The following is a 19312-nucleotide window of genomic DNA, read 5'->3' on the forward strand; positions in this document are numbered from 1 at the left end:
ACTGTACCAGCAGTCGCCGTTTTTTTTTGCCTGGCGATCAGGTGTCTTTGGCGTCGCTTGGGGATTTTCCGCCCGCCAGTTTTTGCGAATTGCGCCACGCCGCCGGCGGCATGCCGAACTGGCTGATGAACCACCGCGTAAACGAACTCGCCATGGAATACCCAAGCATGTCGGCGATGCGGCTGAGCGAGTAGGCCGGGTTGTCCAGATAACGCAGCACAAGGTCGCGACGTACATCGTTGATCACGTCGTTGAAGGCGCAGCCGTCGTCCTTGAGGCGACGTTGCAGGGTCCGCACGTTCATGCCCTGGCTTTGGGCGACCTGTTCGATGGTGGCGCGTCCCATGGGCAGCAGCAGGTAGATGGCTTTGCGCACTTCGAACAGCATCGAGGTGTTTTCGTTGCCTTGCAGCGTGTCGAGGTAGCTCTGGGCGTAGCGGGCCATTGTCGGGTCGGCATTGGGGTTGGTTATGTCGAGGCTGGCGTCGGAACAGACGATGCCGTTGAACTCGCTACCGAACTCCAGGGTGCACCCGAACAGGCGCCGATGCAGTTGCAGGTTGTCGGGGGGCTGGTGCATGAAGTTGACGCTGTAGGGGTGCCAGTGCGAGCCGAGCAGGGCGGAGCACAGGCGGAACAACACGCCGATGGCCAGCTCCGTGGCCTGGCGGCTGGGCATCGGCGAATCGGTGACCACCTCTTCGCGAATGATCACCATCTTGCCGGCCTCTTCAATGAAAATGGCCAGCGAATCGTTCATCAAGTGCCGGTATTGCTTCACCACGTGCAAGGCATCGCGCAGGGTCCGCTGGTGGCTGAGCAGCAAGCTGACCACGCCGAAATCCGAGAGCTGGCGCGATTCGGCCATGCTCAGGCCGAACGTATTACAACCGCTGGCGGTCGCCGATTCTTCCAGCAGGCGCACGGCGGCATCGATGTGGATGCGGTGTTCGGGGGCCTGCAGTTGCGACCTGCTCAGGCCGACAGCCGCCAGCACGTCGCGCGGGTTGAATCCCAGGTATTGGGTGACCTCAAGGTAGTTGGTCAGTACGGCGGCGCGAACAAGCTTTGACATGCGAAAGTCTTCCCTGGTGCCGATGGCGATTGGCATGAGCGTGGCGACTATATCCAGCGCATAGGCGGTTGAACAGTTGTCATATTGTGTGTGGTTTACCTGTTGCCGTGTCGCGAATCATCTACGCTGTGAGTTGTCATTTGGATCCATCCGTTGATTACAGTGATCCTGCGCCAACCTGCGGGGATTTTCGACCAGTGGTTATCTTGTCCCAATGTCTGACAATTTGTCATCAAAAGAAAAGTGCATGACGTCCAATGTAAAGCGCCTTGGCTGGGCGCTCTTTAATGTCGACACAACAAAAAGACTCTGGCGAAAACAGCCAGTCGAGTCACCGAAAAAACGAAGGTGTTGACGTGGACAAACTGCAAACTGGCGCTACCGTTCTGATCGTCCCGGGTCTGCGTGACCACGTTGCCGAACATTGGCAGACGTTGCTTGAAGCCAGGCTGAGCAAAGTGCGCAGTGTTCCGCCACTGGAAACCGACAAACTCGATTGCATGGCCCGTGTGCGGGCGATCCAGCACGAGCTGGAGCAGATCGACGGGCCGGTGATTCTGGTCGCCCACAGCGCCGGCGTACTGATGGTCGCGCATTGGGCGAAGCATTACAGCCGTCCGATCAAAGGCGCCTTGCTGGCCGCGCCACCGGATCTCGATGCCGTCTGGCCGTCAAACTACCCATCTTCCGAGACCCTGCGCAGTCAGGGCTGGAATCCTCTTCCTGAAGGTCCGCTGCCGTTCCCGAGCATCGTGGCCGGTAGCACCAATGATCACCTTGCCAGTCTTTCTGCCGTCACCCGAATGGCGGAAGGCTGGGGCTCCGAATTGCTCAATCTGGGCGATGTCGGGCACCTGAATCCGGCCGCAGGATTTGGCCATTGGCAGCAAGCCGAGGCACTCATCCTGCAGCTAGACAAGTTGGACAGCTAAAACAGGAACCGGTCTGGCAATACGCTAACCGGCATTTGCCCTCACTCCTGGAAACGCAAACCCGCAGAGGAATGCGCGAGGGCGGCTGCGCTTAAAACAAAGACAAAAAGGCGGAGACAACGCAATGCACAACAATAAGAGTTACGGCTTCACCACTCCACGCTATACCTTGCTGGCTTCGGCCATTCTCGCGGCAACCGTGCCGGCGGCCCATGCGGTCGAGATCGATACGGGCAACGCGGACTGGAACGTACGCGTGGATAACACCATCAAGTACAACTACGGTGTTCGCACTGAAAGCGCCGACAAGCGCATGTTGGCAACGCCGAACAACAACGACGGCGACTACAACTTCCGCAAGGCCGGGACCAACATCACCAATCGCGTCGACTTGCTGACCGAGATGGATGTGGTCTTCAAAAACGCCATGGGCTTTCGCGTCAGCGCCGCCAGCTGGTACGACAAGGCCTATGAGAACGTCGGCTCCAATTCCAACCCGTTCGTCAACGGCAACGATGCACGTTCGGGCCTGGTCGCCAACGATCCTCGCCTGGCCGGGGTCGTCAATGACAACGTCGGCAATGGCAGCTCGCACCTGAGCAACTATGCCTCGCGTTACTACACCGGTCCTTCCGGTGAAATCCTCGACGCCTTCGTGTTCTACAGCACTGAAGTTGGCGAAGAGTCGATGTTCAGCGCCAAGGCCGGCCAGCACAACGTGTTCTGGGGCGAGACCATTCTCAACCCTGTGCATTCGATGAGCTACGGTCAGTCCGGGCTCGACCTGGCCAAACTGGCCGCGTCGCCGGGTACCGAAGCCAAAGAACTGTTTGTACCGCGTAACCAGCTGTCGATGTCGTTCACCGTCAATCCGGAATTGACCGTGGGTGCCCAGTACTTCCTGAATTGGGATGCTGCGCGTCTGCCGGAAGCCGGCACTTATTACGGTGGTTCCGATCTGGTCGGCTTTGGTGCGCAATCGTTCCTGTTGGGCAACACCAACGGCAGGGTTCAGGGCAGCCCGCTGGGTTGTGGCCTGGCGCCATGCAACGGTTTGACCAACGTGCGTCGCGGTAAGGACCTGACGCCGCATGACAGCGGCGACTGGGGCATCATGGCCAAATGGTCGCCGACCTGGCTGGATGGCACCCTCGGCGTTTACTACCGCGAAACGTCGGAAATCCTGCCGCAAGCCTATCTGGATGCCCGAGGTCTGACCTCGGCCAACCCGAACGGCACCCGTCCGGCCGGGCAAGTGCCTGCAGTGGTCAACACCCTTAACTCCCTGAGCACCGCCTCCTACCAACTGGCCTATGCCGACAACATCAAGATTGCCGGCCTGAGCTTGTCCAAGGACGTGGGCGGGGTGAGCGTGGGTTCGGACCTGAACGTTCGCCACAACATGCCGTTGGCCAGTATTCCGGCGATCGTCAGCACCACCAGCCCGCTGGGTCTGGGTAAAGGCCTCGGTCTATTGCCTGCACGTACGGACGCCACCGGTGTGGTCTATGACGCCCCGAGCCGTGGCGACAGCATGAGCGCCACCGGCGACACCTTGCACTGGACGCTCAACGGTCTGATGACCTTCCCGAAAACCCCGATGTTCGACCAGGCGACTGTGCTGGCCGAGCTGTACTACAGCAACCTGCTCAAGCTCGATAGCGAAAACGAGGCGCTCTACAAGGGCAAGTCCAGCTATCGCGGCATTGACGCACCGACCCGTGACAACTGGGGTCTTGCGGTCAACTTCACCCCAACCTGGTACCAGGTGTTCCCGGGTGTTGACTTCAACGCACCGATGTCCGTCAACGTCGGTCTCGATGGCGTGTCCCCGGTCACCGGTGGCGGTGCCAAAGACACCGGTACCTATGCCCTCGGCGTGGGTGCCGTTGTGTACAACAAATACTTTGTCGACCTGAAGTACGTGGACTCCTTCGGCCAGACCGACAAGTGCGAAAAAAGTGGTGTGAGTACCGGCCCAACCGGTGGTGACGGCTCTACCCCGAACGCCTTTAGCGGCAACGAAAACTACGCCTGCTACGCCGGTGGCTACTCAGCCTTCTCCGGTGGTGGTGCTACGACTGAGGATCGTGGCGCGGTGTACCTGACGATGAAAACTACATTCTGATTCACCACTGATTTGCTTAACGCAAGCAGGAGAATAACAACATGAAATTTGTAAAAACCGTGTTGGCCGCTTCGCTGGCCATGGTCTTCGCCGCTCAGGCACAGGCTGCTGTTTCACCTCAGGAAGCTGCCAAGCTTGGCGCTAGCCTGACCCAGGTAGGGGCTGAAAAAGCCGGGAACGCTGATGGTTCCATTCCTGCCTACAACGGTGGCTTGACCACTCCACCGGCCAGCTTCAAGACCGGTGACAGCATGCGTCCGGATCCGTTTGCCAGTGAAAAACCTGTGCTGGTGATCGACGGCAAGAACGTCGATCAGTACAAGGGCTTGCTCACAGCGACCACGGTAGAACTGGCCAAGCGTTTCCCGACGTTCCGTGTCGACGTGTTCCCGACGCACCGCACCGTGTCGCTGCCTCAGGCGATTCTGGACAACGGCGTGAAAAACGCCGTCGGTGCCAAGTCGCTGGAAGGTGGCCTGGCCATCGACAACGTTCTGCCGGGCATTCCGTTCCCGATTCCGCAGACGGGTAACGAAGCGATGTGGAACTTCCTGTTGCGTTATCAGGGTGTGAGCATCAGCTCCAAGTACGACTCATGGAACGTCGACTCCGCAGGTGTTCCGACCCTGGCGACCACCGGGCAAGCGAACATCTCCTACCCGATCTATGAAAACCTCTCGCAGCCGATCAGCAGCGCCGACGTGTACTACCAGATGAAGCTGGCGTACACCGGTCCTGCGCGCCGTGCCGGTGAGGCGATCATGCTCAAGGACGCCGCCAACCCGTTGCAGCAACCGCGTCGCGCCTGGCAGTACTTGCCGGGGCAGCGTCGAGTGAAACTGGCGCCGAGCCTGGCTTACGACACGCCTAACCCAGGTACCGCCGGTGCGGGCACCTACGATGACGTGTTCGTGTTCAACGGTGCACTGGATCGCTACGACTGGAAACTGGTCGGCAAGCAAGAAATGATCGTGCCTTACAACACCTACAAGCTGACCTACGTGCAGGATCCGAAGTCGCTGACCACCGCCAATCACCTGTCACCTGACTTCGTACGCTGGGAAAAACACCGTGTATGGGTCGTGGAAGGCAACCTCAAGGCCGGTGCACGTCACATCTACCAGAAGCGTCGCTTCTACCTCGACGAAGACAGCTGGACCGCTTTGGCCTCGGATCAATATGACGCTCGTGGTCAGCTCTATCGCGGTTCCTTCGCCTTCCTCAGCCAGAGCTATGACAAGCAGGTTCCGGACTCCACCCCGTTCATGATCTATGACCTGGTAGGCGGTTCCTACAACATCAACGGTGTAGTCGGCCCTTACGGCGGCATCAAGTACATCGAGCCGCTCTCCAAGGCCCAGTGGTCCTCGGAATCCCTGGCCGGCGCCGGCATTCGCTAAGCCAATCGCAAAAAAATGCGCCCGTTCGGTCCACCGCCCACAAGGCGGTGAGACCGTCGGCGGTCGGTTCGCGCCGATCGCTACGAACGCCAGGTTTTAACGTCAGGCACACCTGTGTGTGCCCCGGCGCGGTTTTCCGAAGAGGACGCAGTATGTGTTCGTATAAAAATAATAGGTTGCAACTGGCGCTTGGCGTTGTGCTCTGCCTGTCGCAGGGCGTCACCCAGGCGGCCGATTATGTCGACGTGCTGGACCTGCCCGCCAAGGTGAGTGCCTTGGCCATCAAGAGCCCGTTGTCCGGCATGACCCGTGCCGGTGAGCGCGTGATTACCGTTGGCCAGCGTGGCCATATTCTGTTTTCCGATGATTCCGCAAAGCACTGGCAACAGGCCGTCGTGCCGGCCAGCGCTGACCTCACTGCGGTGAATTTTCCGACTGCCACCCAAGGTTGGGCGGTGGGTAATGACGGCGTGGTGCTGCACAGCAGCGACGCCGGTGCGACTTGGCAAAAACAGCTCGACGGCCGCCAGATCGGCGCCTTGCTGGTCAAGCATTACACGGCGCTCGCCAGCGCCGAACCGGGCAATGAGCAATGGCCCCAGTTGGCCATGGAAGGCCAACGACTAGTCGATCAGGGCGCGGACAAACCGCTGCTCGACGTCTGGTTCGCCAACGAAAAAACCGGCTATGTAGTCGGCGTGTTCAACCTGATCCTGCGCACCGACGACGGTGGTCAGACCTGGACGCCGTATCAGGACCGTACCGACAACCCCCAGGGTTTCCACCTCAACGCCATCGCTTCCACTGGTGACAGTGTGTACATCGCGGGCGAGCAAGGCTTGCTGCTCAAGTGGGATGAAAGCGCCCAACGTTTTGCCGCCGTACCGACGCCTTATCAGGGCAGCTTCTTCGGTGTGATCGGCAAGCCCGGCGAAGTGCTGGTGTATGGCCTGCGCGGCAACATCCTGCGCAGCACCGATGGCGGCCAGAACTGGACCGCGCTGGACAGCGGCCTGCACGTCAGCATCACCGCCGGACTGATCGATGATCATGGCAATTACCGCCTGTTCACTCAGGGCGGGCAGATGTTGGTCAGCCAAGGGACTGGTGCGCAATTGCGCCTCAAACAGCAACCTGCGCGCACACCGGTTGCCGGTGCCACCCAGTCCGCCGATGGCGTATTGGTGGTGGCGGGCAGCCGTGGCGCCCAGACGCTTGCCGTCGATCCAGCCCTCGAACCCTAAGAGCGAGAACCCAGACATGGGCAATATCAAACAAGACGCCATGCCGGTGATCCGCGATCTGCGTGATTTCGATCAGCAATCGGGCAACCTCCTCGAACGGCTGGTGTTCAACTACCGCCCGCTGTTCATGCTGCTGATGGCGCTGGCGACCGTGGTGCTGGGCTTCATGGCCGTGACTCGCCTGGAGTTGCGCCCAAGCTTTGAAAAAATGATTCCGCAGAGCCAACCCTATATCCAGAACTTCCTGGAAAACCGCGCGTCACTGCGCGGCTTGGGCAACTCGGTGCGCGTGGTGGTCGAGAACACCAAGGGCGATATTTTCGACCCCGAATACCTCGACGTGCTCAAGCAGGTCAACGACCAGCTATTCCTCACCGAAGGTGTCGAACGTGCGTGGATGAAGTCGCTGTGGAGCCCGGCCGTGCGCTGGACCGAAGTCACCGAGGACGGTTTCCAGGGTGGCCCGGTGATGCCCGACACCTATTCGGGGCAGCCTGAGCAGATCGAACAACTGCGTCAGAACATTTCCCGCGCCGGCATCGTCGGCAGCCTGGTGGCCAGCGACTTCAAGTCGACCATGCTGATCGTGCCGCTGATGGACAAAGCCGCCGCCGGTGGCCAACGCATCAACTACCACGAATTCTCGCAGATGCTCGAAGAGCAGTTGCGCGACAAGATCGAATACGGCGGCGACAGCGCTGCGCGTAAATCCGGTGTCGAAGGCACCGGTCATTACAAGGTCCGGGTGATCGGCTTCGCCAAACTGATGGGCGACCTGATCGACGGCCTGATCCAGGTGATGATGTTCTTCGGCCTGGCCGTGGTCACTTCGCTGATCATCATTTATGCCTACACCCGTTGCGTACGCAGCACCCTGCTGGTGGTCGGCTGCTCGCTGATCGCGGTGGTCTGGCAACTGGGCATCGTCGCCTGGCTCGGCTACGCCATCGACCCGTATTCGGTGCTGGTGCCGTTCCTGATCTTCGCCATCGGCGTGTCCCATGCCGCGCAGAAGATGAACGGCATCATGCAGGACATCGCCCGTGGCACCCACAAACTGATCGCTGCGCGTTACACCTTCCGTCGTCTGTTCATCGCCGGTGTCACCGCGCTGCTGGCCGACGCCGTGGGCTTCGCCGTGCTGATGCTGATCGACATTCCGGTGATCCAGGACCTGGCAATCACCGCCAGCATCGGCGTTGCGGTACTGATCTTCACCTCGCTGTTGTTGATGCCGGTTGCACTGTCCTATGTGGGCGTTGGCGCGAAAGCCGCCGAGCGTGCGCTGAAAATCGACAACCGCGCCGAGAAGCACAAAGGCTTTGGCAGACTGTGGGACGCGCTCGATCGCTTCACCACGGCCAAGTGGGCCACCGGCGCTGTTCTGGTTGCAGTGTTGATGGGCATTGGCGGTTTCGTGGTCAGCCTGGACCTGAAGATCGGCGACCTGGAAAGCGGGGCGCCGGAGTTGCGCGCCGACTCGCGCTACAACCGCGACAACGCCTACATCACTCAGCATTACGCGCTGTCCAGCGACCTGTTCGCGGTGATGATCAAAACCGCGCCGGAAGGCTGCCTGAACTACAAGACCCTGGTGCTCGCTGATCGCCTGGCCTGGGAGCTGCAACAGTATCCGGGCGTGCAGGCGACGTCTTCGCTGGTCAACGCGGTGCGACAGATCACCGCCGGCACTTATGAAGGCAACCCCAAGCTCAACAGCGTCCAGCGCAACCAGGACGTGCTCAACTACGCCGCGCAACAAGCCTCGGTCAACTCCCCGGAGCTGTTCAACACCGATTGTTCGCTGATGCCGGTGATCGCCTTCCTCAAGGATCACAAGGCTGAAACCCTCGATGCCGTGGTCGCGATTGCCGACAAGTTCGCCAAGGAAAACAGCACCGAAGATCGCCAGTTCCTGCTCGCTGCCGGCAGCGCCGGGATCGAGGCGGCGACCAATATCGTGGTGCGTGAAGCCAACCACACCATGCTGCTGTACGTGTATGCCGCGGTAACGTTGTTCTGCCTGATCACCTTCCGCAGCTGGCGCGCGACGCTGGTGGCCCTGTTGCCGCTGGTGCTGACCTCGATCCTCTGCGAAGCCTTGATGGTGGCCATGGGCATCGGCGTGAAAGTCGCGACCCTGCCGGTGATCGCGCTCGGGGTGGGGATTGGCGTGGACTACGCCTTGTACCTGCTCAGTGTGCAGTTGCACTTCCAGCGACAGGGCATGCCGCTGTCCGAGGCCTACCGCAATGCCGTGTCGTTCACCGGCCGCGTGGTCGGGCTGGTGGGCATCACCCTGGCGGCAGGCGTGGTGTGCTGGGTCTGGTCGCCGATCAAGTTCCAGGCCGACATGGGCATCCTGCTGACCTTCATGTTCCTGTGGAACATGCTCGGCGCGCTGATCCTCATTCCTGCGCTGTCGTACTTCCTGTTGCGTACGCCGGTGCTGGAGCGCAGTGACGCTACCGACGGCGACGAAGCGTCCACCGACAACACCGAAACCACTCAACGTCCCGGCATACCCAATGCCCTGACTATTCCCGAGTAAGCCAAGATGTCTGATTACAAAGCTCCTTTGCGCGACATGCGCTTCGTCCTCAACGAGGTTTTTGAGGTGTCCCGGCTGTGGGCCAATTTGCCTGGCCTGGCCGACGTGATCGATGAAGACACCGCCGCCGCGATCCTAGAAGAGGCCGGCAAGATCAGCGCCGGCGTCATCGCGCCGCTCAACCGCGCCAGCGACGAGCAGGGCTGCACCTGGAGCGAAGGCGCAGTCACCGCGCCGGACGGTTTCATCGCGGCTTACCAGGCCTTCGCCGAAGGCGGTTGGGTCGGTGTCGGCGGTGATCCGCAGTTCGGTGGCATGGGCATGCCCAAGGCCATTTCGGCGCAGGTCGAAGAGATGGTCAACTCGGCCAGCCTGTCGTTCGGTCTGTACCCGATGCTGACCGCCGGCGCCTGCCTGTCGATCAACGCTCACGCCAGCGAAGAACTGAAAGCCACCTATTTGCCGAACATGTACGCCGGCACCTGGACCGGTTCGATGTGCCTGACCGAAGCCCATGCCGGCACCGACCTGGGCATGATTCGCACCAAGGCCGAACCTCAGGCCGACGGTAGCTACGCCATCAGCGGCAGCAAGATCTTCATCACCGGCGGCGAACACGACCTCACCGAAAACATCATCCATCTGGTACTGGCTCGCCTGCCCGATGCACCCGCGGGGCCGAAAGGCATCTCGCTGTTCCTGGTGCCGAAAGTGCTGGTCAATGCCGACGGCTCGCTGGGTGAAAACAATTTGCTGTCCTGCGGTTCCATCGAACACAAGATGGGCATCAAGGCGTCCGCGACCTGCGTGATGAACTTTGACGGCGCGACCGGCTGGATCGTCGACGCACCGAACAAAGGCCTGGCGGCGATGTTCACCATGATGAACTACGAGCGTCTGGGCGTTGGTATCCAAGGCCTGGCGCAGGGTGAGCGTTCGTACCAGAACGCGCTGTTGTACGCCCGTGACCGCCTGCAAAGCCGCGCACCGACCGGCGCGCAGCACAAGGACAAAGCGGCCGACCCGATCATCGTGCACCCGGACGTGCGCCGCATGCTGCTGACCATGAAAGCCTTGAACGAAGGCGGCCGTGCATTCTCCAGCTACGTGGCCCTGCAACTGGACATCTCCAAGTTCAGCGAAGACCCGGCGGCCCGGACCCGCGCACAGGAACTGGTGTCGCTGCTGACCCCAGTGGCCAAGGCATTCCTCACCGACATGGGCCTGGAAACTACCATTCATGGCCAACAGATCTTCGGCGGCCACGGCTATATCCGCGAGTGGGGCCAGGAGCAACTGGTGCGTGATGTGCGCATCACCCAGATCTACGAAGGCACCAACGGCATCCAGTCCCTGGACCTGGCCGGGCGCAAGATCGTCGGCAGCGGCGGTTCGCTCTATCGCCTGTTCGCTTCGGAAATTCGCGATTTCACCGCCAACGCTGGCGCTGACCTTGCCGAGTTCACCCAGCCGCTGAACGCCGCCGTCGACACCCTCGACGAACTGACCGCCTGGTTGCTCGACCGCGCACCCAACAACCCGAATGAAATCGGCGCGGCTTCGGTCGATTACCTGCAAGTGTTCGGCTACACCGCCTACGCCTACATGTGGGCGTTGATGGCCAAGGCCGCGCTGGGCAAAGAAGGCGAAGACGATTTCTATGCCAGCAAACTCGGTACCGCACGGTTCTACTTTGCCCGACTGCTGCCACGTATCCACTCGTTGAGCGCGTCAGCCAAAGCTGGCAGTGAATGCCTCTACCTGCTGGAAGCCGAGCAGTTCTGAGCCCACATAACAAGGATCGGGAATCACATACATGATGGCGACAAAAATAATTCCGCCCGCTGACGGCGCCTATGCCTATCCGTTGCTGATCAAGCAATTGCTGCTGTCCGGCGTGCGCTACGAGCCGGGCCGGGAAATCGTCTACGCCGACAAGCTGCGCTACAGCTACGAGACCCTCAACAAGCGTATTCGCCGCCTGGCCAATGCGCTGACCGCCGCCGGTGTCAAGGCTGGCGACACCGTGGCGTTGCTCGACTGGGACAGCCACCGCTACCTGGAATGCTTCTTCGCCGTGCCGATGATCGGCGCGGTGCTGCACACGGTGAACATTCGCCTGTCGCCGGAGCAAGTGCTGTTCACCATGAACCACGCCGAGGATGACCTGGTGCTGGTGCATGATGATTTCCTGCCACTGGTCGAGCAGATCCACGGCCGCCTGGAAACCGTCAAAGGCTACCTGCAACTCACCGATGACGAGGCGACCAAGACCTCGCTGCCGGTGTTGGGCGAGTACGAGCACGTATTGTCCCTGGCTTCGGAGCAGTACGACTTCCCCGACTTCGACGAGAACTCGGTGGCAACCCTGTTCTACACCACCGGCACCACCGGCGACCCGAAAGGCGTGTACTTCAGCCATCGCCAACTGGTCCTGCACACCCTCAATGCCGTCGGCACGCTGGGCGTCTATCAAGGCGCGCCGCTGTTGCGCTCTGACGACGTGTACATGCCGATCACGCCGATGTTCCACGTGCATGCGTGGGGCGTGCCGTATGTCGCGACGCTGATGGGCATCAAGCAGGTCTACCCCGGCCGCTACGAACCCAACAGCCTGGTCAAGCTGTACCGCGAAGAGAAGGTGACCTTCTCCCACTGCGTACCGACCATTTTGCAGATGATCCTCAACTGTGAAGAAGGCAAGGCGACCCGTTTCGACGGCTGGAAAATGCTCCTCGGCGGCAGTGCGCTGACCCTGGGCATCGCCACCGAAGCCAATGCCAAAGGCATGGTGGTACACGCCGGTTACGGCATGTCGGAAACCTGCCCGTTGCTGTGCCTGACTTACTTGCGCGACGCCGACCGTCAACTGTCCGCCGAAGACCAACTGCCGACGCGCATCAAGACCGGGACGCCGGTGCCGATGGTCGATTTGAAAATCATCGATGCCGATGGCAAAGATGTCGCCCACGACGGTGAAGCCCTCGGTGAAATCGTCGTCCGTGCACCTTGGCTGACCCAAGGCTATTTGAAAGAACCGGAAAAAGGCGCTGAGCTCTGGCTCGACGGCTGGCTGCACACCGGTGACATGGCCTCGATCGACCCGCTGGGCGGCGTGGAAATCAAGGACCGCATCAAGGACGTGATCAAGACCGGCGGTGAGTGGATCAGCTCCCTGGAACTGGAAAGCCTGATTAGCGAACACCCGGCGGTCATGTCGGTCGCGGTGGTGGGCATCGTCGATGAACAGTGGGGCGAACGCCCGATGGCCATGGTCGTCTGCGAGCCAGGGCAATACCTGGACCGCAAGATCCTGGAAGTGCATCTGCAAGCCTTCGTCGACGGCGGGCGCATCAACAAATGGGCGATCCCGAAGCAGTTCAAATTCGTGACCGAAATCCCCAAGACCAGCGTCGGCAAGATCAACAAGAAGCTGATTCGGGAAAACGCAGCGAACTGAGGGATAAACCTGCCACTGCTGCTGTAGGAGCGAGCCTGCTCCGGGCGGCGTTCCGACGATGGACTGGAGAGCGCCGCGTTTAGCCAGAAAACACGCGTTTTCGTTAACGACCATCGCGAGCGCGCTCGCTCCTACAGGAATTCACCGCTGTCAGGCGGTTTCTGGATAGCGTTCAGGGCCTCATCTTTGTCATAGTTCTTCGCCCCGTAAGTCGCAGTTTTCAACGTTTGTGCCAAGCTGAACGGGGTATTGAACCACCGCGCACTCCATTGCCGGTCAGTCAAACCCCAGGAAGCTCCCCATGAACGTCTCCCGTGCCTCAAACATCCGCCAAGAGTTCTACAAAGCCGTCTGGTTCTACTTCAAAGTGGTATGGCCGATCTTCTCGATCCTGCTGCTGGTGATCATCGCGTGTGGCCTCATCATCGCCCATCTGGAAGGCTGGACCGCGGGTGAAGGTGTCTACTTCGCGTTTGTGACGGGCCTGACCATCGGCTACGGAGAGTTCGTGCCCAAGCTGGGTGTCTCGCGCTTTTTGGCGATCCTGCTGGGTTTCAACGGCGTACTGATGACCGCGACCTTCGCGGCGATCGCCGTCCGGGCGATTGAAGTGACGGTGACGGCGTCGCGCAAGGATAAAGAGTAGAGTCCCAACCCAAATCCCCTGTAGGAGCGAGCAGGCTCGCGAAGGTCTCAAGGACACCGCGCTTATCCAGGATTCGCGCGTTATCGTTGATGACCATCGCGAGCAGGCTCGCTCCTACAGTTTGTTTGGTCAGCAGCTAAGCCTCCCAACCTGCCCCATTCACCGCCGCCTGCACCAGCGGGTGCAAATCCGCCCCCTGATGTTCCGTCTGCCAGGCCAGCAATTCCTTGCGCATGCTCGGCGCCCAGTACATCTGCAGATGATTGCGCACACTAAGCACCGCCTGCTTCTGGTCCGGTTGGGTGGCGAAGTACTGGGCGATCTGGTTGGCCATCTTGATCAGGTTGTCGGTACTCATTTGCGTACCTCGGCTTTCTCGGTGTGCCGACGATCCTTCAGCAACCGGTGCTGTTCATCACTGAACGCCTGGAAGCGCTTCTGCCATTCCGAAGGGTGATACACGCGGCTGACCTCCACGGCCGTTACCTTGTACTCCGGACAGTTAGTCGCCCAGTCCGAATTGTCGGTGGTGATCACGTTGGCCCCCGATTCCGGGAAGTGGAAGGTGGTGTACACCACGCCCGGCGCGACCCGTTCGGTGATCCGCGCACGCAATACGGTTTGCCCGGCACGGCTGCCGATGCCGACCCAGTCACCTTCGTTGATGCCTCGGCTCTCGGCGTCGGTCGGGTGGATTTCCAGGCGGTCTTCGTCATGCCAGGCGACGTTTTCGGTGCGCCGGGTCTGGGCGCCGACGTTGTACTGGCTGAGGATGCGCCCGGTGGTCAGCAGCAGCGGATAGCGAGCGTTGACCTTCTCCTCGGTGGGCACGTAGCCGGTGAGCATGAAGCGCCCCTTGCCGCGTACAAACTCTTCGATGTGCATGGTCGGCGTGCCGTCCGGTGCCGCCGCGTTGCACGGCCATTGCAGGCTGCCGTGGCGCTCAAGTTCGGCGTAGCTGACGTTGGTGAAGGTGGGCGTCAGGCTGGCGATTTCATCCATGATTTCTGATGGATGCTTGTAGTTCATCGGGTAACCGAGGGCATTGGCCAGAGCTACCGTGCCTTCCCAGTCGGCCTTGCCACCCAGTGGGTCCATGACCTTGCGCACCCGGGAGATGCGTCGCTCAGCGTTGGTGAAGGTGCCGTCTTTTTCCAGGAACGAGCAGCCCGGCAGGAACACATGGGCGAACTTGGCGGTTTCGTTGAGGAAAATATCCTGCACCACGATGCATTCCATAGCCGACAGGGCCGCGGTGACGTGTTGAGTATTCGGGTCGCTCTGGGCGATGTCTTCGCCCTGGCAATACAAACCCTTGAAGCTACCGGCCAGGGCCGACTCGAACATATTGGGTATGCGCAGGCCCGGGTCGGGTTGCAGGGTGACGTTCCACGCCTGTTCAAACTGCGCCCGTACCACCTCGTTGGAGATGTGCCGGTAACCGGGCAACTCGTGGGGGAAGGAGCCCATGTCGCAGGAACCCTGAACGTTGTTCTGCCCCCGCAACGGGTTCACGCCCACGCCTTCGCGGCCGATGTTGCCGGTGGCCATGGCCAGGTTAGCGATGCCCATCACTGAGGTGCTGCCTTGACTGTGTTCGGTCACACCCAAACCGTAGTAGATCGCCGCATTGCCGCCAGTGGCATACAAACGTGCAGCGGCACGGATGTCCGCAGCGGGCACACCGCAGATCGGGCCCAGCACTTCCGGCGAGTTCTCCGCACGGCTGACAAATTCACTCCAGATCGCGAAGTCGCTGCCCTCACAACGAGCGTCGATAAAGTCCTGATTGAGCAAACCTTCATTCACGATCACATGGGCCAACGCATTGAGCATGGCGACGTTGGTGCCCGGCCGCAGAGCCAGATGGAATTCCGCGCGGGCATGCACCGTGTCCACCAGATCAATGCGCCGCGGATCGATGACAATCAGCCGCGCCCCTTCACGCAAACGGCGTTTGAGCTGCGAGGCGAACACCGGGTGCGCATCGCTGGGGTTGGCGCCCATCACCAGGATCACGTCGGCCTGCATCACCGAATCAAAACTCTGAGTGCCGGCAGACTCGCCCAGCGTTTGCTTCAAGCCATAACCGGTCGGTGAATGACAAACCCGCGCACAGGTGTCGACGTTGTTGTTACCGAACGCGGCGCGCACCAGTTTTTGCACCAGATAGGTTTCTTCGTTGGTGCAGCGGCTGGAGGTGATGCCACCAATGGAATCACGGCCATATTGTTGCTGCAGCCGACGGAATTCGCTGGCGGCGTAGGTCACAGCTTCATCCCAGCTGACTTCCTGCCACGGGTCGCTGATGTGCTTGCGGATCATCGGCTTGGTGATGCGATCCGGGTGGGTCGCATAGCCCCAGGCAAAGCGCCCTTTGACGCAGGAGTGGCCGTGGTTGGCCTGGCCGTTCTTGTCCGGAACCATGCGCACCAATTTGTCGCCCTTCATCTCGGCACGGAACGAGCAACCCACGCCGCAATAGGCACAGGTGGTGATCACGCTGCGTTCAGGCTGGCCCAGTTCGACCACGCTTTTTTCCATCAGGGTCGCAGTCGGGCAGGCCTGCACACAGGCACCGCAGGACACGCATTCCGAATCGAGGAAGTTATCCCCACCAGCAGCCGCCACGCGGGATTCAAAACCGCGCCCGGTAATGGTCAGGGCAAAGGTGCCCTGGGTTTCTTCACAGGCGCGCACGCAGCGGTTGCAGACGATGCACTTGCTCGGGTCGTAGTCGAAGTAGGGGTTGGACGTGTCCTTCACGTCGGCCAGATGGTTGTCGCCTTCATAACCGTAGCGCACCTCCCGCAAACCGACCTGACCGGCCACGGTTTGCAGCTCGCAGTTGCCGTTGGCCGAGCAGGTCAGGCAGTCCAGCGGGTGATCGGAAATGTACAGCTCCATGACGTTGCGCCGCAGCGTCGCGAGCTTCGGCGTCTGGGTGTGCACGCTCATGCCTTCGCTGACCGGCGTGGTGCAGGACGCCGGATAGCCGCGCATGCCGTCGATCTCCACCAGGCACATGCGGCAGGAGCCGAAGGCTTCCAGGCTGTCGGTGGCGCAGAGTTTGGGGATGGTGGTGCCCAGCAGCGCAGCGGCGCGCATCACCGAAGTGCCTTCGGGCACGCTGATGCTGCGACCGTCGATGTTCAGGGTGACCTGCACCTGGCTGTCGCGGGCGGGAGTACCAAGGTCAATGTCTGTATTCGGGTCGAAGAGAGTGATCATTGTTCGGCCTCCGGGGGCAACAAGCCGAAGTCGGCGGGGAAGTGCTTGAGGGCGCTGGCCACGGGATAAGACGTCATGCCGCCCAACGCGCACAGCGAACCGTATTGCAGGGTGTCGCACAGGTCCTTGAGGATGATCACCTGCGCATCGCGACTGGTCTGATCCGGCGCGGCCAGCAAGCGATCGATCACCTCGACGCCCCGGGTCGAACCGATGCGGCACGGCGTGCATTTGCCACAGGATTCCTCGGCGCAGAACTCCATGGCGAAGCGCGCCATGTGAGCCATGTCGAGGCTGTCGTCAGCCACCACCACACCCCCGTGACCGAGCATCGCGCCCATGGCGGCGAAGGCTTCGTAATCCAGCGGCGTATCGAATTGCGAAGGCGGAACCCAGGCGCCGAGCGGGCCGCCCACCTGTGCAGCCTTCAGCGGCCGGCCACTGGCGGTGCCTCCGCCGTAGTCTTCCACCAGCTCCCGCAGGGTCAGGCCAAAGGCCCGTTCCACCAGCCCGCCGCGACGCACATTGCCCGCCAACTGGAAGGGCATGGTGCCCAAGGAACGGCCCATGCCGTAGTCGCGATAGAACTGCGCGCCCTTGGCCAGAATCAGCGGCACCGAGGCCAACGTCAGCACGTTGTGCACCAGTGTCGGCAGGCCGAACAGACCCTTCAAGGCAGGAATTGGCGGCTTGGCGCGGACGATCCCGCGCTTGCCTTCGAGGGAGTCCAGCAACGCGGTTTCCTCACCGCAGATGTAAGCGCCGGCGCCGACTCGCACTTCCATATCGAAGGCCAAGCCGCTGCCGCCGACATTGGCGCCCAGGTAACCGGCAGTTCGAGCGATGTTCAGCGCTGCGCGCAACGTGACCACGGCATCTGGATATTCCGAGCGCACATAGATGTAGCCGAAGGTGGCGCCGACGGTAATGCCGGCAATCGCCATGCCTTCGATCAGCAGGAAAGGGTCGCCTTCCATCAACATGCGGTCGGCAAAGGTGCCGGAGTCGCCTTCGTCGGCGTTGCATACGATGTACTTCTGCGCAGCTTGAGTACCGCGCACCGTGCGCCACTTGATCCCAGCGGGGAAGGCCGCGCCGCCACGGCCACGCAGGCCTGAATCGAATACCGCCGTCGCGGTCTGCTCGCCGCCGATGCTGACGGCCCTCGTCAAACCTTCAAAACCGCCATGGGCTCGATAATCGTCCAGCGACAGCGGTCGGGTGATACCGGCGCGGGCGAACAGCAGGCGTTGTTGCGTCTTCAGATAGGGCAACTCTTCCACCAGGCCCAAGGCCAGGGGATGAGCGGATGGATCGCCTTTCAGCGCCTCAAGCACAGACGGCACATCAGCCGCCGTCAGCGGCCCAAAGCCGATCCGACCTTGCGGACTGTCCACTTCCAGCAACGGCTCCAGCCAATACAAGCCACGCGAACTGGTGCGCTGCAACTCCAGCGGAAAATTGCGTTCCTGAGCCAGCGTGATCAGCGCCACCGCCACCTCATCGGCTCCCACCGCACGGGCCAACGAATCACAAGGCAGATAAAGAATCGGCATCACGCGTCCTCCCGGCAAGCATCGAGCAACGCATCCAGCCGCTCGGCACTCAGCCGCGCATGCACCCGACCATCCAGCTCCAGCGCCGGCGAACAGGCACAAGCGCCAAGGCAATAAACAGGACGCAAACTGATACTGCCATCGGCACTGCTACCGTGATCATCCAGTTGCAGACGCTCGCGCAACTGCGCGGCAAGCTGCTCGGCACCACGGCTCTGGCATGACTCGGCCCGGCATAGCCGCAAGATATGCCGCGCGGGCGGCGCTGTACGAAAGTCATGGTAAAAACTGATCACCCCCCGCACCTCGGCCTGGCTCAGATTCAGGGCATGGGCAATCTCGGGGACGGCGGCATCGGGGACGTAACCGATACGCTCCTGAATATCATGAAGAATGGGCAACAGCGCACCCGGGGTGCCCTTATGGCGCTCCAGCAGACTGTTGACCACAGGCAGGTGCAACAACTCATCAGGCATTCAGCAATCCTCACGGTCACGGACAAACCAGGCGGTTGTCGGTTGTCCGAAAGTGTCGGCTGCGGCATTCACACCACGTCACGGTATCGTGGATTTCAGGCCGGTGGCCAGGGCACCCTTGGCGGGCATCTTGTTGTGCCCGATGCGGTCTTCGCCACACCTCTACTGGGCATAAAGGGCAGCTTGCCACGCGGCTATTGATCGACCTGTACCAAAGCGACGTGTTTGGTTCTGCCTACGACTCTCCATTAAGTCTAGATGAGTGCCGAGTGGGGCGTTCACACACCGGCCTAATGCCCGGAGGGCGTGTCGAGGGGGGATGTATAGCAAGCATTCCAGGTGACAAGAAGCATCAGAATCGTGGGCAATTCTACGGAGCAGATGCGTTGATCCATTGCGCGGGGGTGTCAGAAATTTTGTGTTCGGGCATAACATGAGTAAGAGGTGCATGTATGCCAACCAAAAAGAAACCCGCGTTGCGAGAGTTACCGAAAATCCCGAAAGAGCTGCTCGAGCAATTCACCGATGGACCGATGACCGCTGAAGCCATTGAGGACGCCTCTGCGGCGTTCAAGAAGGCTTTGATCGAGCGAGCCCTCAGTGCTGAGCTTGG

Annotated in this window: 13 protein-coding genes and 1 pseudogene; 9 read left to right on the forward strand and 5 right to left on the reverse strand. The window is 60.9% G+C overall.

Annotated elements, in window-relative coordinates; genetic code table 11:
- Positions 1 to 37 precede the first annotated feature (37 nt).
- On the reverse strand, positions 38 to 1075 hold the full coding sequence (locus CKW15_RS11040) for an AraC family transcriptional regulator (RefSeq protein ID WP_095152114.1): 1038 nt from the start codon (positions 1073 to 1075) through the stop codon (positions 38 to 40).
- A gap of 356 nt (positions 1076 to 1431) precedes the next feature.
- Here CKW15_RS11040 and CKW15_RS11045 point away from each other — a divergent pair, with 356 nt between their 5' ends.
- The 8 genes from CKW15_RS11045 to CKW15_RS11080 all read left to right on the forward strand — a co-directional run bounded on the left by CKW15_RS11045 (position 1432) and on the right by CKW15_RS11080 (position 13436).
- Positions 1432 to 2007, forward strand: a complete 576-nt coding sequence (locus CKW15_RS11045) for an alpha/beta hydrolase (protein WP_095059866.1) — start codon at positions 1432 to 1434, stop codon at positions 2005 to 2007.
- 124 nt (positions 2008 to 2131) lie between these two features.
- Positions 2132 to 4135 (forward strand): DUF1302 domain-containing protein, encoded by a 2004-nt coding sequence (locus tag CKW15_RS11050; protein ID WP_095059788.1) that lies wholly within the window; start codon positions 2132 to 2134, stop codon positions 4133 to 4135.
- Positions 4136 to 4176: 41 nt separating this feature from the next.
- Positions 4177 to 5535, forward strand: a complete 1359-nt coding sequence (locus tag CKW15_RS11055) for a DUF1329 domain-containing protein (RefSeq protein ID WP_095059787.1) — start codon at positions 4177 to 4179, stop codon at positions 5533 to 5535.
- 152 nt (positions 5536 to 5687) lie between these two features.
- Positions 5688 to 6779 (forward strand): YCF48-related protein, encoded by a 1092-nt coding sequence (locus tag CKW15_RS11060; protein WP_095059786.1) that lies wholly within the window; start codon positions 5688 to 5690, stop codon positions 6777 to 6779.
- Positions 6780 to 6795: 16 nt separating this feature from the next.
- Positions 6796 to 9330, forward strand: a complete 2535-nt coding sequence (locus CKW15_RS11065; protein WP_095152108.1) for an RND family transporter — start codon at positions 6796 to 6798, stop codon at positions 9328 to 9330.
- A gap of 6 nt (positions 9331 to 9336) precedes the next feature.
- Entirely contained in the window at positions 9337 to 11115 is a 1779-nt protein-coding gene (locus CKW15_RS11070) for an acyl-CoA dehydrogenase C-terminal domain-containing protein (protein ID WP_095152109.1), read from the forward strand.
- Positions 11116 to 11146: 31 nt separating this feature from the next.
- Positions 11147 to 12790 carry a fatty acid--CoA ligase gene (locus CKW15_RS11075; RefSeq protein ID WP_095059783.1) on the forward strand — a complete coding sequence of 548 codons (1644 nt, stop codon included), beginning with the start codon at positions 11147 to 11149 and terminating at the stop codon, positions 12788 to 12790.
- Between the two features lie 301 nt (positions 12791 to 13091).
- On the forward strand, positions 13092 to 13436 hold the full coding sequence (locus CKW15_RS11080; RefSeq protein WP_095059782.1) for a potassium channel family protein: 345 nt from the start codon (positions 13092 to 13094) through the stop codon (positions 13434 to 13436).
- A 136-nt stretch (positions 13437 to 13572) separates the two neighbouring features.
- Here CKW15_RS11080 and CKW15_RS11090 read toward each other — a convergent pair whose 3' ends face one another.
- From CKW15_RS11090 to CKW15_RS11105, 4 genes are read right to left on the reverse strand one after another with little or no spacing between them, the layout of a single operon-like run.
- Positions 13573 to 13794: a formate dehydrogenase subunit delta gene (locus CKW15_RS11090; protein ID WP_095061760.1), complete on the reverse strand. Its 222-nt coding sequence runs from the start codon at positions 13792 to 13794 to the stop codon at positions 13573 to 13575.
- Positions 13791 to 16667, reverse strand: a complete 2877-nt coding sequence (gene fdhF / locus CKW15_RS11095) for a formate dehydrogenase subunit alpha (RefSeq protein ID WP_095152110.1) — start codon at positions 16665 to 16667, stop codon at positions 13791 to 13793. The genes CKW15_RS11090 and fdhF overlap by 4 nt, the downstream gene beginning before the upstream one ends.
- Positions 16664 to 18223, reverse strand: a complete 1560-nt coding sequence (locus CKW15_RS11100) for an NADH-quinone oxidoreductase subunit NuoF (RefSeq protein ID WP_095152111.1) — start codon at positions 18221 to 18223, stop codon at positions 16664 to 16666. The genes fdhF and CKW15_RS11100 overlap by 4 nt, the downstream gene beginning before the upstream one ends.
- Positions 18223 to 18699, reverse strand: a complete 477-nt coding sequence (locus CKW15_RS11105; RefSeq protein ID WP_095061763.1) for a formate dehydrogenase subunit gamma — start codon at positions 18697 to 18699, stop codon at positions 18223 to 18225. Before CKW15_RS11105 ends, CKW15_RS11100 begins: the two co-directional genes overlap by 1 nt.
- A gap of 452 nt (positions 18700 to 19151) precedes the next feature.
- Between CKW15_RS11105 and CKW15_RS11110 the strand changes: the two are divergent.
- Positions 19152 to 19312, forward strand: a pseudogene (locus tag CKW15_RS11110) (IS256 family transposase); the annotation flags it as partial.

The sequence above is a fragment of the Pseudomonas sp. Irchel s3b5 genome (genome assembly GCF_900187435.1).
GTDB lineage: Bacteria > Pseudomonadota > Gammaproteobacteria > Pseudomonadales > Pseudomonadaceae > Aquipseudomonas.